This window comes from Lentzea xerophila (genome assembly GCF_051094245.1).
Taxonomy (GTDB): Bacteria; Actinomycetota; Actinomycetes; order Mycobacteriales; family Pseudonocardiaceae; genus Lentzea; species Lentzea xerophila.
Genome location: NZ_CP194934.1, coordinates 1,741,992 through 1,754,789, shown reverse-complemented (window position 1 = coordinate 1,754,789; position 12,798 = coordinate 1,741,992). Strand labels below are relative to the sequence as shown.

Here is a 12,798-nt window from a genome sequence, read left to right as displayed (position 1 = left end):
TGTGGTTCTCCTGGCGAGTCCGGCTTAGAGGGAGGAAGCGCGCCCCGACGATTCGTGCCACGGGATCGCGAAGCGGCGGATGGCGGCGACGACGGCGTACAGCAGGAACCCGAGAACCGTCATGATGATCACGACCGCGAACAGCTGGTCGGTGCGCAGGCTGGCGAGCATGACCGTGGCCAGCGCGCCGAGGCCTTCGTCGCCACCGAGGTACTCGCCGACGATGGCGCCGGTGATGGCGAAGACGATGCCCAGCTCGATGCCGGTCAGCACCGCGGGCAGCGAGGACGGGATGTCCAGCGAGATGACGCGCTTCCACCACGGGGCCTGGATGACGCGCATCAGGTCGCGGTGGCCGGGCTCGATGGAGCGGATACCCAGGATGGTGTTCTGCATCATCACGAAGAAGCTGATGATGGCCGCCATGAAGATCTTCGAGGTCAGCCCGAAACCGAACCACAGCAACAACAACGGGACGATCGCGACCTTGGGCACGACCTGGGTGGCGACGAGGAACGGCGAGAGGATGCGCTCGACCGACCGCATCCTGCCCAGCACGATGCCCAGTGCGACGCCGACCACCACCGCGATCCCGAAGCCCACCACGGTCTCGTAGAGCGTGACGTAGGTGGCCTCGTAGATCATCCGCTGGCCGAGCAGGTCGACCAGCGCGACCCACACGGCCTCGGGTGGCGGCACGATGAGCTCGCCGACGTCGAACAGGACCGTGTAGAGCTTCCACGCCCCGATGAGGGCGGCCAGGATCAACGGCGTCGTGACCCACAGTAGCCATCGGGGACCGGACTCCCCGGTCACCGCAGCGCGGCCGGGAGGGGATGGTGCCTGACTTGAGCTTGCCATGCGGCGGCCTCCTGGAAGCCGAGGAGCGTCCCGCGCGTAACGCTTAGCGGAACGTCGTACCGGATGACGGCACCCTAGGCAGAGGTCTGTTGCATAGTCAATGATTCTTGGCGGCGTTTAACCGAGATGCTTCACCGAGGTGAACGGTGCGCACGGACTCAGGCGCGCACGGTGACGACGCGTTCCGCACAACGGAACACGCGCAGGTGAGAGGGCTGGATCAGAGCCGGTGGCCGAGGCCGGCCGACACGGCGGCAGCGGCTTCCACGACCAGCTCGCCGTACTCGGCGGTCTTGTCGTCGCTGAACCGCGAGATCGGACCGCAGACGGAGATGGACCCGTAGACGCGACCGCTCGCGTCGAACACGGGCGCGGCGACCGACCCGGCGTCGACCTGCCGTTCGCCCCGGCTGACGGCGTATCCCCGTGAGCGGATACGGGTCAGCTCGGCGAGCAGTTCCTCACGGCTCGTAACCGCCACGCCGGAGGTCAGGTGCCGGTCGAGGTAGCTCTCGGTCTCCTCCGGGCCGAGCGCGGACAGGATCGCCTTGGACGAGCCGCCGACGTGCAGCGGGAACAGCTTGCCCAGCTGCACCGCCATCCGGATCTCCTGCGGGGAGAGGACCTGGGCCAGGTACATGCGCTGGTCGTGGTAGCGGGCCGACAGGGTCGCGGTCTCCGCCGTACGCGCCACCAGCCACTCCATGTGGGGCTGCGCCGCCTTCGGCACCTCCAGGCGGTTGAGCGCGGCGAAGCCGAGACTCACCGCGCCCGGACCGAGCCGGTAGCGCCGGGTGCGTTCGTCCACCACGAACAGGCCCGCGGTCACGAGCGTCCGTGCGGCACGGTGCACGACGGTCTTGCTGAGCCCCAGCATCCGGGCCAGCTCGGAGACCCCGACGTCGGGTTCGGTGGACTCCGCTACCGCGAAGACGATCTGCAACGCGCGGATGAGGCCGTTGCTGGTCTCACCGTCCTCGCCGGCACCGTTCTGAGCCGCCCCGCGCGTGGTCATGCCGCGCAGTATAGACAAGATCATTGCCAGAACGTGGCGCACGTCATGTACGGTGACGGTCGTTCGCGATGCTAAGAAGGTCGCCATGCACATGACCGTGCTCGTCGTCGGCGGCGCGGGCGGTATCGGCGCCGCGTGCGCCCAGCAGTTCCGCGCGGCGGGCCACACCGTCGTCGTCCTGGACCGCGCACACGGCCACGACGCCGCCGATCCGGCTTCCGTCGCCGCCGCGCTCACCGGGATCGACCGCCTCGACGCCGTCGTGCACGCGGCGGGTTCCGTCGGCAGCGGCGGCATCGAGGATCTCGACCTCGACCAGTGGCACCGCGTCATCGACGACAACCTGACCAGCGCCGTCGTCGTCCTGCGCGCCGCGCTCCCGCTGATCCCGCGCGGCGGCTCGGTCGTGCTGTTCAGCTCCGTCAACGGCCGCCACGGCGGCAACCGGCTCTCCGGCCCCGCCTACGCGGTCGCGAAGGCGGGCATCATCGGGCTGACCAAGCACCTGGCGAAGGACCAGGCCTCCCGCGGCATCCGGGTCAACTGCCTCGCCCCCGGCCCGGTCGCGACCCCGATGCTCGACCGGCTGACCACCGAGGAGATGTCCTCGCTGCGCGCCTCGATCCCCCTGGACCACGTGACCGCGCCGGACGAGATCGCCGAGACCGTCCGGTGGCTCTGCTCCCCCGCGGCCGCTTCGATCACCGGGACCACAGTGGACATCAACGGCGGCATGTGGATCGGCTGACCCACCCGCCACAGTGGACAGACCGCGGGTCACTGCCCAGGTCCGGCGGACAGCGCGCTCAGCAGCACCAAGGCGTCGGCCGAGCGGGAGCGTGGTTCGGCGGGCTGGGCGACCAGTCGCCGGCCGGGCGCGCTGGCGATCGGGAAGGTCTCCGTGTGCAGCACCAGTTCGCCGACGTCGGGGTGGAAGAAGCGGGTGCCGGGCACGACCAGGCCGCGTGGCTCCTGCTCGGCCCAGAGCCGGCGGAACCGCGGGCTCGCAAGGGAAAGCTCACCGACCAGTTCACGTAGTCGGCGGTCGTCAGTGGCATGACTGGCGGTGCGGCGCAGGTCGAGCACGGCGGCGCGGGCCGTGGCCGTCCAGTCCAGGAAGAACTCGTCTCCCACGGGGTCGAGGAAGATCATGCGGTGCAGGTTGTCGCCGTGGACGAACCGGCTGTGCAGTGCGGTGGCGAGGGCGTTGCGCGCCAGGACGTCGTTGCACCGGCCGAGAACGTAGGCAGGCGCGGTGGTCCAGTCGTTCAGCAACGCCAGCACGTGAGGGCTGACGCGTTCGGAACGGTCACGGGTCCGGCGGCGCGTTGCCGGGCGGGCCAGGCGGTGCAGCTCGACGGTGGCGGTCTCGTCCAGGAGCAGTGCCCGCTGCAGGCTTTCCACGGTCTGATGGGTCGGTCGCTCATAGCCCTGTTCCAGCCTGGCGTAGTAGCCCGCGCTCAGTCCCGCCAGCAACGCGACCTCGTCCCGGCGCAGTCCGGGAACCCGCCGCCGGCCGGCGATGGTCAGCCCCGCCTGCTCGGGCCGGACGAGAGCGCGGTGGGTGCGCAGGAACGTGCCCAGCGCCGTGTTCCGATCACCGCTCATGCGATGGAGGTTAGGGAACGGGCAGGTGCTCAGCCTGGGTGCGTCTCACCCAGGGTGCCCGCGGTTGACGGGGGGCCGTCGCACGGGTTGAGTCGGAAGTCATGGGCAGCACACCTCTCGGCGACTTCCTCCGTGCCCGGCGAGCGGCTCTCACACCGCAGGACGTCGGGTTGCCCGAACACGGCCGTCGTCGCGTGACCGGCCTGCGCCGCGAGGAGGTCGCCATCCTCGCCGGGGTGAGCAGCGACTACTACATGCGTCTGGAGCAGGGCCGCGAGTCCAGTCCGTCGGCGCAGGTGGTGGAGGCGGTGGCGCGGGCGCTGAGGCTCGACGCCGCGGCGACCGAGCACCTGTGGCTGCTGGTCCAGCCGGCGGAAGCACGGACGTGGCGGCGCACCGGGAACATCCCGGTCAGCGCCCAGTTGCGGCAGCTCATGGACACCTGGTCCGACGCACCCGCGTTCGTCCTCGGTCCGGCGCTGGACTTCCTGGCGTCCAACACGATGGCCGACGCGCTGCACGACGCCTTCACCCCCGCCGACAACCTGGCCCGCATGGTGTTCCTGGACCCCGCCGGGCGTGCGTTCTACCGGGAGTGGGACCGTGCGGCGCAGTCCTGCGCCGCCGAGATCCGTGCCGCGTACGGCCACGATCCCGACAACGCGCGCATCGCCGAGGTCGTCGCCGAACTGTCCGCCCGCAGCCGGGAGTTCGCAGGGTTGTGGGCCCGGCACGAGGTGAAGCCCAAGACCCAGGAGACCAAGCACCTGCGCCACGCACAGGTCGGTGACCTGGAGATCCAGTTCTCCACGTTCACCGTCAGCGGCGCTCCGCACCAGCAGCTGGTCGTCTACCAGGCCGAACCGGCTTCCCCCACGGTGGAGGCGTTCCGGCGGCTGCGCGCCCACGCGCGCTCTGTGGAAGCCCGGCGCGCGTAGGTCCCGCCGCTTTGGGTGGGTGCGTTCCTCCCAGGAATGGCGCGGCCTTCCTCCAGCTGTCCCACATGGACAAACTCGTTACTGCCGGCGACGGAACACCGCACAGGCAGGGGCGCGGAGATCGCCGTGCGTAACCGGACCGTGTGCCGGGAAGCCTGAAGACGGCCACGTTGGCTACCACGGCGACAGAACGATCGCCGCCGATGTGTCCATTGTGTACTTCCGCGCCCGCATGACCAAGTGGCACAACCTCATCCGCTGAGCCACCAGAAAGTAGGTACGACCCTTGACCGCCACACTCGAACTGCTGCGCCGGCACAGCTCGGATCCGCGACGCCGCGTCCTGCTCACCGGCGCCACCGTCGTCACGATGGACCCGGACCTGGGCACCCTGCCCGAGGGCGACGTGCTCATCGAGGGCGACACGATCACCGCCGTCGCCCCCGGACTGCCCGCCGGCGACGCGATCGTCGTCGACGCCACCGGCTCGATCGTCGCTCCCGGCTTCGTCGACACCCACCGGCACGCCTGGGAGGCGCAACTGCGCCGGATCATGCCCGACGTCAACGACCTCGGCGAGTACGTGATGTCCACCCTGGCCGGCATCGCCCCGGTCTACCAGCCCGACGACATGTACCTCGGGACGAAGCTGGCCGCGCTGACCGCGATCGACAGCGGTATCACCACGATGCTCGACTTCTCCCACAACTCCCGCACCCCCGGCCACTCCGACGCTGCCGTGCAGGCCCTGATCGACACCGGCATCCGGGGCGTGCACGCCTCCATGCGCCCGCACTTCGGTGACTGGGAAGGCCAATGGCCGGCCGATCTCGCACGGCTGAAGAACACCTACTTCTCCGCGCGCGACAACCTCGTCACCCTGCGCCTCGCCACGCTGGCCACCGACGAGATCGCCGGACCCGACCTCGCCTACGGCCCCCGCCTCGCCCAGGTCGCGCGCGACCTCGACATCGCCGTCAGCGTCGACGCGGTCTTCGGCACCTCGTCCTCGGCGGCCATCCTGCGCTGGGCGGAGGAGGAAATCCTCGGCCCGGACGTCTCGCTGATCCACTGCACCGGCCTCACGAGCGAGGCCTGGCAGGCCATGGGCGACACCGGCACCGCCGTCTCCCTCGCGCCCACCTCCGAAGCGCAGATCGGGCTCGAGACCGCCGTCCCCGCCATCGACGAGGCACTCGCCGCCGGAATCCGCCCCGGCCTGAGCATCGACGTCGAAGTCGCCCTGGCCAGCGACATGTTCACGCAAATGCGCGCCCTGCACGCCATCCAGCGCATGCGCGCCGTGAACGCCGCCTACGGCACCACCGCCACGCCCACCCGGATCGGCGTCCACGACGTCCTCGACTTCGCCACGCTGCACGGCGCCAGGAGCATCGGCCTCGGCGACGTCACCGGCTCCCTCACCCCCGGCAAGCAGGCGGACCTCCTGCTCGTGCATGCCGAAGACCTCAACAACATGCCGCTCAACGACCCGATCGGCACCCTCGTGCTCGGCTCCGACCCCCGCAACATCCGCGCGGTGTTCATCGCGGGCCAGGTCCGCAAGTGGGCGGGCACCGTCCTGGACGTCGACGTGCCCGCGCTCGGACAGGACGTCCGAGCCTCCCGCGACCGAATCCTCAAAGCCGCGCACCCGTCCTGACCCACACCGCAGACCAGCGAAAGGCGACGACGATGTCCACCGAGAACCGGCAGCCGGCCACCGCAGCGCACCCTCACCTCGGCATGTGGGTCACCGCGGACGGCCGTATCCGCCAGGAGCTCCTGCCCAACGGCCGCTACGAAGAAGAACGCGATGGCCGCAAACGCGCCTACACCGGCCGGTACACCGTGGACGGCGACCACATCGACTACTTCGACGACCTCGGGTTCACCGCGACTGGCGATGTCCGCGACGGAATCCTTTACCACGAACACCTTGTGCTGCACCGTGAGCGCTAAGGACTCCGCACCAGGATGAAGAGGGCTTCCGTGCCGGAACTGCTCGGGCAGCACGAGTTCACCACGGTGCCCAGCTACCGGCTGATCACCGTGCGAGACCAGGACAACGACGCCGGAGAGGGCGTGACCGAGGCCATCACACGCGCCCAGACCGCCGTCGTGGCGTCGACCGGCTACGAGCTCGTCATCAACTGTGCACAAGACCTCCTGCCGGTCTCGGCACAGCTTGAGACCTGGTCCGCACGACCCGCGGACGCCGGCGAACCCGCCTGGTCGGCACCCCAGACCTTCGAGCTCGAGTGCCCGAGCGCTCAGCTCGTCCTCGGCTCCCCCACCGGCGACGCGTTCGACGCGACACTGCCGGCAGGGCCGGGCGTGTACGCCGTCGACGTGACCTATCAGGGACGCGAACAGGCGCTTGCCGCGCGTGGCGGATTCGAGAAATATCGGATCCGGATGTGGCTCGTGGCTTCCTTGCCCGACAACGAAGACGAGTAGACGAGCACTCCCGGTGCACAGCCGCCCGGCAGGGCCGGTGGTCAGCCGGCCAGCCCGCGCAACAGGCCCTCCAGGTCGCGTTCGCCGGCGCGGGTCTGGGCGCCGTGGGCCAGGCCGCCCCGGATCAGCCGTTCGGCCGCGGGCCGGACGATCTGGCCGGCCCAGGCGTCGTGTTCGCGCCGGTAGCCCTCGGCCAGGTCGTCGGGGACGACGGCGTGTTTGGCCGCGGCGACCACGCCCTCGGGTAGTGCGGCGATGTTGCGGGCCAGGCGGTCGACCACGTCGTCGAGCTCGTCGGCGGGGACCGCCCGGTTGACCCAGCCGTAGCGTTCGGCGGTCTGCGCGTCGTAGAGGTCGGCGCTGAGCACCGCCTCCAGAGCGCGGTTGCGGCCGATCCGGCCGGCGAGGTACTGGGTGCCTCCGCCGCCGGGGACGATGCCCATGAGGGCCTCGATCTGGCCGATCCCGGCCCGGCCGATCGCCGCGAACGCCATGTCCGCCGCCGCGACGAACTCCGCTCCTCCGCCACGGGCGAGGCCGGCGAGCTTGACGATCGTCACCTGGGGCTGGTGCCGCAACAGTTCGCCCAGCGCCTGGAAGACGTTGATGCCCTCGGGCACCTCGGCCGCGAGTGCGTCGAAGGAGTCCGGCGCGTCGACGAGGGACATGTCGACGTGGGCGATGAAGAAGTCCGGGTCGGCGCTGTCGAACACGATGACCCGGACCGAGTCGTCGTCCCGCAGCCCGGTCAGCAGCCGCCGGAGGTCCGTCATGAGGGCGACGTCGAGGACGTTGACGGGTGGGTTGTCGAGGGTGACGCGGACGATGCCGGCCTCGCGGCTCACTCGCAGGGTCGCGTAGGCGTCGTGGTGCACGAAGATCTCCGATCCGTACCTGTCAGGCAGCTAGGTTCCTGATGTATACCTAGGCTGTGGCGACGGGCGGCCGGCGTCAAGAACGCACTTTCGGCATCGTAAGGATCGTGGAGGATACCGACGTGGCCACTCCCGACGCCGGCACGGACACCGGGATCGTCTACCGGGCCGACTGCCCCAGCCGCCCGATCCTCGACCAGATCGCCGACAAGTGGTCGATGATGGTGATGGCCGTCCTCGAGCAACCCCGCCGGTTCAACGACATCAAGCGCCGCCTCGAAGGCGTGACCCAGCGGGTGCTGACCCAGACGCTGCGCCGCCTGGAGCGCAACGGGATGATCGAACGGCGTGTGCTGCCGACCTCGCCGGTCGGGGTCGAGTACTCCCTCACGCCGCTCGGCGAATCCCTGCGCCGGCCTTTCGGCTATCTGTACGACTGGACGACCGCCCACGCGGGCGAGATCCAGGAATGCCAGAAGCGTTATGACGAGCGCAATCAAGCCGAACGATCATAGGCCCTACCAACAAATAGCAAGCCATGACGAACACGGCGTGCATCAGGCCAGCGCCGGAGCCGTTGATCGCTCCGCTGTCATCGGCTGGAAGATCGCCAGGAGCGCGAACCAGACCAGGATCAGAATTCCCGCCGGACGCAGATAGGTCTCCGGGAGCACGGTTCCCACGAAGGAGTACGACGCGAGCCAGAGCCCGGTGATCATGCCCACTACGATGACCGGCCACACCCGGCTGACCAGGGAACTCGCCACGATCCAGACGCCGGCGAGGACGTGGCCGCCGAGCCGGACCGCCCAGGCGATGTCGTACTCGATCTCGTTGATCATCAGAATGCCGGCGAGCACGTCCAGGGTCACCCAGCCGTACCCGGCGGCCTTGGCCCACGGCGCCGCGTCGAGGCGCGAGACCAGGAAGAATATGGAAAGATGGAAAAATACTCCCAGATATTCTCCCCATTCCACTTCCGGGTTGACGAAGAAGGCTATCACCGCCGGGAAGAACAGTACGAGAGGGAGAATTGCCAGATAACGCAGACTGACGTAGTGCCGACGAGCATCGAGCATTGCAGGAATCCTCACGTGGGAGCCGCCTTGTACGATGCAACCCTAGAAGGGCGGTGTTGACATGTCAACAGGCACGCCTGGGGAGGCAACCCAGCTGTGGCTACTGTGGAAGCAGGCGTACGAGAAGGCACGCACCGCGATCGTCGCCGACGTGACCACGGCGTCCGGGCTGTCCGAGTCGGAACTGAGCGTCCTGGTGCACCTGCACGAGTCCGGCGGTGTCCTGCGGCAGAACGCCCTCGCCGCAGCACTGGGCTGGGATCGGACCCGGCTCTCACACCTGCTGACCAGGATGGAGAAGCGCGACTACGTCTCGCGCACCAAGCTCGCGAGCGGCGTCGAAGTCACGCTGCTGCCGGCGGGTCGGCAGATGATCGACGCGTCGGTACCGGCGCTGGAGACATCGAGTCGCAAGCACCTGCTGGACAGGCTCGACCCCGAGGACGCGAAAGCACTCAAGGGCATCGTCGCGCGTTATCTGTCCGACAACCGCTGAACGCCTCGCAGGAACGCTCACTGTCCAAAGTGGACGAACGGCGCCCATCTGCTGGGGCGGTAGGGATCCTCGTCGCGTAGCAGCCGGACCACGGCGTGCAGTGCCCGCGCCGCCCGCGCCGGAGCGGCGGCGAGCTCGCCGTACAGCAGGTCGGTGACGAGCGCCGCGGTGTCGTCGCCGATCGCCCACAGGGTGCTGACGACCTGCCGGGCGCCGGCGACCTGCATGGCCGCGGCGACGTGCGAGGCCTCGTCCGGCAGATCGCCGCCCATGGCCGTGTGGCAGGCGGAGAGGACGACCAGTTCGGCGTCGAGGTCGAGTCCCGCGATGTCGGCCATGTTCAGCAGGGCGTCGGCGAGGTAGAGCCCGTCCCGTCCACCGTGACACGCGAAGTGCGCACGCGTGTGCCGCGGCAGTGACTCCACCACCCGTGCGCGGGTCGCCTCGGCCCCGGTCAGCACCACGGCGTGCGGAAAACGCTCCCGCAGCACGCCTGCCTCGGCGGCGGCCGACGGCAGGTCGGGCAGGCCGGACACGTAGGCGGGCCGGTCGGCGCAGGCGATGACGAGCAGCGGCTCGGACCTCGCCGCGGACGCCCGCCGCGCGTACAGCAACGCGCGCAAGGTCGGCGTCGTGGACGAGACGACGCGATCGAGAACGGCGGAGCCGGGTTCGTCCTCCGGGTCGTGGAAACCCGCGGCGTGCAATGGCATCAGTGCGAGCGGTCCGGTCGGGCACCACCACACGCGCTCGGTGGAGACCGAGGCGAGAACGGGCGCCGCCACCGTCTCCCACAGCCATTCCAGGACTTCGAGCACGACCTGTTCGCGCGACCCGGCGGAGCCGCCGGCGCCGGCACCGGCCTTGGCGACCGCGTCCAGATAGCGCGAGGCCTGGTTTTCCGCCAGTTCCGGGGTGAGATCGCGCAGCTCCACCACGTGGACACCGGTGTCCGTCACCACCAGCGCGTCGCACCGCAGCTCACTCACGTTGACGAGCACCACCGGGCCGTCCGCGGCCGCTTCGGCGAGCTCCGTGAACGGGGTGGGCAGGAGGAACCGCTCGAACCCGGGGCGAGCGCGGACGTCGGTGACGAGCGTGTCCCACTCGTGGGCCAGCGCCCGCCTGCGTTCGGCCACGTCGGTCGCGCCACGGCTGTCCGCCCACCCCAGCGCGTCGGACTCGGCGCGCAACTCCGCCAGCCGGGCGGCGAGGTCGGGATGTGCCCGCAGGTCGGCGCGGGTGTCGAGGGTTTGGCCCCAGAGCAGCGAACGGCCGTGGTCGAGCAGTTCGACGGCGCGCCGGGGTTCACCGGTCGCGACGAACGCCGCCGCGGCGTCGCAGGCGACGGTCGGCCAGCGCGCGAGCAGCCGTTCGCGGTCGGCGCGGGCGAGGCCGCGCCAGAGCACCTGGTGCAGGTGGTCGACCGCGTCCGCGTACACCCGGCTCGCGGACTCCCACTCGCCGTCGCCGGCGTGCAGCCTGGCCAGCGTGACGAACGCGTCCATCCGGTCGATCGGGCTCCCGGTGGTCCCGGCGACCTGACTGGTGAGCGCCTCGGTGGCGCCCGCCGCCATGCCGAGATCCGCGAGCACCTGTGCCAGTGCCAGCAACGCCTTCTGGTGGTCCGGCGCCTGTTCCGGCCTGGCGGCGATCACCGCGCGGTACTGCTCGGCGGCCTCGGCCAGGTCGTCGCGGTCACCGGTCCCGAGGCCGCGGTCGCGCAGCGCCAGCCCGAGGTTGAGCCGGTCCGAGGGGACCGGCCGGACGTCGAGAGCGGCGCGCAGGGAGTCGATGGCCGCGTCGATGTCCTGGCGTTCCCGGGAAAGCCAGAACCGGTAGCGCAAGCGGTTGCCGAGGTTGGCCTGGGCGTGGGCGCGTTCGGCCGGCGAGGTGGCCGACTGTTCCGCGCTGCGACCGATTTCGATGGCCTCGTCGAGGTCCGCGCGGCGTCCGGCGTGCTCGTAGCGGTAGATCAGCGCGGTGCCCAGCGGGTTGAGGTAACGGGTTTGTCCCGGCCGCAGCTCGACGACCCGGCGGGCGTACCCGATGGCCTCGTCCAGGTCCGCGCCGCCGTGGTCGCGCCGGAACCGGATCAGCAACGCCGCGCCGAGGTTCACCAGCTGTTCGAGCTTGTCGTCGCCGAGCGGCACGCCCCCAGGCGAGGGCCGTGCGACGGACTCCCGCAACAGGTCGACCGCGTCGTCCAGATCGGCCGCGTGCCCGTGCTCCTCGAACCGGCGCATCAGGGCGGGACCGACCGCCCAGCCGGCCATCCACCGGTCCGGCCCCGCCTCGGCCACCAGAACGCGCCCCTCGGCGCAGATCCGGTCGAGCAGCACCACGTCACCGGTGTCCTCGTACCGACTGAGCGACCTCATCAACCTGTTGGCGCGCGCGGTGATCGACTCGGCGTCGTCGACGTACTGGAGCTTCATCCCCGGTGGCAGCTGGAACCGCAGTGGACCGCGCAGCGTGACGACCTCGGCCAGCGCTTCCTCCGCGGCGGCCCGGACGTGGGGTTCCGTGGCGCGTTCCGCCGCCATCCGCAGGTACTGCGCCGCCTCGTCGATGTCGGCGACGGCGCCCGTGACGCGGAACCGGTCGCGGTAAGCGGCGCCGAGGTTGAACAACATGCGTGCGCCGACCGGATGATCGGGCGGGCACAGGTCGAGGACCCGGTGCAGGATCCGCAGAATCGCGTCGAGGTCCTCGGCGCCGCCGCTGTGCCGGTACCGCTTGCCGTGCACCTCGCTGAGGCTGACCAGGAACGGGAAGTGGTTGTCGTCGCCGGCGGGCAGCAGCCGCAACGCGCGTTCGAGGTCTTCCTGGGCCGCGTCGAGCGGCGAGAGATCACCGGTGAGGTCGGTCCACGTGACGATGGCCGCGCCACGCAGGCCGTACAGGGAACCGAGACCGTCGAGGTCGGGTGGCAGCGACTCCAGGCACAGACCCGTCAGTTCGATCGCATGGAGCACCAGTGCCGCGTCGTGGTTCCCGCCGATCAGCAACAGCGTCTTGGCGACCTCGGCCGCCTCGGCCACCGGACGCCAGTCGCCGGTGGCCTGCCCCAGCATGAGGGAGTAGGCGGCCAGGCTCTGCAACGCGAACAGCCGCGATGCCTCCGGCGCGACCTCGGTCAGCTCCCGGTACACCTCGACGCAGTCCTTGAAGTCCTTTTGCGACTGGGTGTTCTGGCAGCGGATGCCGAGAGCCTCGCCGAGCACGAGCAGCGCCGCCGGCCGTTCCGGCGCGCCCGGCGCGCACAGCGAGAGCGCGTGCGTGGCCTCGGCGACGGACTCGTCGAGCGCGGACGTGCTCCCCGACTGCTGGTACCGCTGCAGCCAGGCACGGGCGTTGCGCAACGCGAGGAAGATGTCCCCTGTGGGGTCGTACTTCTCGCGTGCACGACGTCGGAACATGCCCGAACCCCCAACTCCACGCAGTGACGTGGTCTACGCTCACG

Annotated in this window: 13 protein-coding genes; 7 read left to right on the top strand and 6 right to left on the bottom strand. The window is 70.1% G+C overall.

The genetic code is table 11. From position 1 onward, the window contains the following. Positions 1-24: 24 nt before the first annotated feature. Positions 25-861, bottom strand: coding sequence for an ABC transporter permease (locus tag ACRSBM_RS08670; RefSeq protein WP_434441610.1), 837 nt, complete (start codon positions 859-861; stop codon positions 25-27). Positions 862-1,081: 220 nt separating this feature from the next. Beyond that, entirely contained in the window at positions 1,082-1,876 is a 795-nt protein-coding gene (locus ACRSBM_RS08665) for an IclR family transcriptional regulator (RefSeq protein ID WP_434441608.1), read from the bottom strand. A gap of 85 nt (positions 1,877-1,961) precedes the next feature. On the opposite strand from ACRSBM_RS08665, the gene ACRSBM_RS08660 reads away from it, so the two are divergent. After that, positions 1,962-2,624 carry an SDR family NAD(P)-dependent oxidoreductase gene (locus ACRSBM_RS08660; RefSeq protein WP_434441605.1) on the top strand — a complete coding sequence of 221 codons (663 nt, stop codon included), beginning with the start codon at positions 1,962-1,964 and terminating at the stop codon, positions 2,622-2,624. Between the two features lie 29 nt (positions 2,625-2,653). Here the strand turns inward: ACRSBM_RS08660 and ACRSBM_RS08655 are convergent, their stop codons facing one another. Next, the gene (locus ACRSBM_RS08655; protein WP_434441602.1) at positions 2,654-3,484 is read right to left on the bottom strand and encodes a helix-turn-helix domain-containing protein; all 831 of its coding nucleotides are present in this window, start codon (positions 3,482-3,484) and stop codon (positions 2,654-2,656) included. Positions 3,485-3,585: 101 nt separating this feature from the next. On the opposite strand from ACRSBM_RS08655, the gene ACRSBM_RS08650 reads away from it, so the two are divergent. The 4 genes from ACRSBM_RS08650 (at position 3,586) to ACRSBM_RS08635 (ending at position 6,882) form a co-directional block, all read left to right on the top strand. After that, complete coding sequence (locus tag ACRSBM_RS08650) at positions 3,586-4,422, top strand: helix-turn-helix transcriptional regulator (RefSeq protein WP_434441600.1); 837 nt, start codon at positions 3,586-3,588, stop codon at positions 4,420-4,422. Positions 4,423-4,708: 286 nt separating this feature from the next. Further along, positions 4,709-6,085: an amidohydrolase family protein gene (locus tag ACRSBM_RS08645; protein WP_434441597.1), complete on the top strand. Its 1,377-nt coding sequence runs from the start codon at positions 4,709-4,711 to the stop codon at positions 6,083-6,085. Positions 6,086-6,117: 32 nt separating this feature from the next. Continuing rightward, positions 6,118-6,384: an Atu4866 domain-containing protein gene (locus ACRSBM_RS08640; RefSeq protein ID WP_434441595.1), complete on the top strand. Its 267-nt coding sequence runs from the start codon at positions 6,118-6,120 to the stop codon at positions 6,382-6,384. Positions 6,385-6,399: 15 nt separating this feature from the next. Continuing rightward, positions 6,400-6,882: a hypothetical protein gene (locus ACRSBM_RS08635; RefSeq protein WP_434441593.1), complete on the top strand. Its 483-nt coding sequence runs from the start codon at positions 6,400-6,402 to the stop codon at positions 6,880-6,882. Positions 6,883-6,923: 41 nt separating this feature from the next. On the opposite strand, the gene ACRSBM_RS08630 is transcribed toward ACRSBM_RS08635, so the two are convergent. Further along, positions 6,924-7,757, bottom strand: a complete 834-nt coding sequence (locus ACRSBM_RS08630; protein ID WP_434441590.1) for an enoyl-CoA hydratase/isomerase family protein — start codon at positions 7,755-7,757, stop codon at positions 6,924-6,926. A 107-nt stretch (positions 7,758-7,864) separates the two neighbouring features. Here ACRSBM_RS08630 and ACRSBM_RS08625 point away from each other — a divergent pair, with 107 nt between their 5' ends. Continuing rightward, positions 7,865-8,272, top strand: coding sequence for a winged helix-turn-helix transcriptional regulator (locus ACRSBM_RS08625; protein ID WP_434441588.1), 408 nt, complete (start codon positions 7,865-7,867; stop codon positions 8,270-8,272). A 42-nt stretch (positions 8,273-8,314) separates the two neighbouring features. On the opposite strand, the gene ACRSBM_RS08620 is transcribed toward ACRSBM_RS08625, so the two are convergent. Next, positions 8,315-8,836: a hypothetical protein gene (locus ACRSBM_RS08620; RefSeq protein ID WP_434441585.1), complete on the bottom strand. Its 522-nt coding sequence runs from the start codon at positions 8,834-8,836 to the stop codon at positions 8,315-8,317. Positions 8,837-8,897: 61 nt separating this feature from the next. On the opposite strand from ACRSBM_RS08620, the gene ACRSBM_RS08615 reads away from it, so the two are divergent. Beyond that, on the top strand, positions 8,898-9,332 hold the full coding sequence (locus ACRSBM_RS08615) for a MarR family winged helix-turn-helix transcriptional regulator (protein ID WP_434441583.1): 435 nt from the start codon (positions 8,898-8,900) through the stop codon (positions 9,330-9,332). A gap of 17 nt (positions 9,333-9,349) precedes the next feature. On the opposite strand, the gene ACRSBM_RS08610 is transcribed toward ACRSBM_RS08615, so the two are convergent. After that, on the bottom strand, positions 9,350-12,754 hold the full coding sequence (locus ACRSBM_RS08610) for a CHAT domain-containing protein (protein WP_434441581.1): 3,405 nt from the start codon (positions 12,752-12,754) through the stop codon (positions 9,350-9,352). Positions 12,755-12,798: the final 44 nt, after the last annotated feature.

What these genes read in the sequence shown, in the direction of transcription:
- ACRSBM_RS08670 (WP_434441610.1), bottom strand. Translation starts at nt 861, where the DNA reads ATGGCAAGCTCAAGTCAGGCACCATCCCCTCCCGGCCGCGCTGCGGTG.
- ACRSBM_RS08665 (WP_434441608.1), bottom strand. Translation starts at nt 1,876, where the DNA reads ATGACCACGCGCGGGGCGGCTCAGAACGGTGCCGGCGAGGACGGTGAG.
- ACRSBM_RS08660 (WP_434441605.1), top strand. Translation starts at nt 1,962, where the DNA reads ATGCACATGACCGTGCTCGTCGTCGGCGGCGCGGGCGGTATCGGCGCC.
- ACRSBM_RS08655 (WP_434441602.1), bottom strand. Translation starts at nt 3,484, where the DNA reads ATGAGCGGTGATCGGAACACGGCGCTGGGCACGTTCCTGCGCACCCAC.
- ACRSBM_RS08650 (WP_434441600.1), top strand. Translation starts at nt 3,586, where the DNA reads ATGGGCAGCACACCTCTCGGCGACTTCCTCCGTGCCCGGCGAGCGGCT.
- ACRSBM_RS08640 (WP_434441595.1), top strand. Translation starts at nt 6,118, where the DNA reads ATGTCCACCGAGAACCGGCAGCCGGCCACCGCAGCGCACCCTCACCTC.
- ACRSBM_RS08635 (WP_434441593.1), top strand. Translation starts at nt 6,400, where the DNA reads ATGAAGAGGGCTTCCGTGCCGGAACTGCTCGGGCAGCACGAGTTCACC.
- ACRSBM_RS08620 (WP_434441585.1), bottom strand. Translation starts at nt 8,836, where the DNA reads ATGCTCGATGCTCGTCGGCACTACGTCAGTCTGCGTTATCTGGCAATT.
- ACRSBM_RS08615 (WP_434441583.1), top strand. Translation starts at nt 8,898, where the DNA reads ATGTCAACAGGCACGCCTGGGGAGGCAACCCAGCTGTGGCTACTGTGG.
- ACRSBM_RS08610 (WP_434441581.1), bottom strand. Translation starts at nt 12,754, where the DNA reads ATGTTCCGACGTCGTGCACGCGAGAAGTACGACCCCACAGGGGACATC.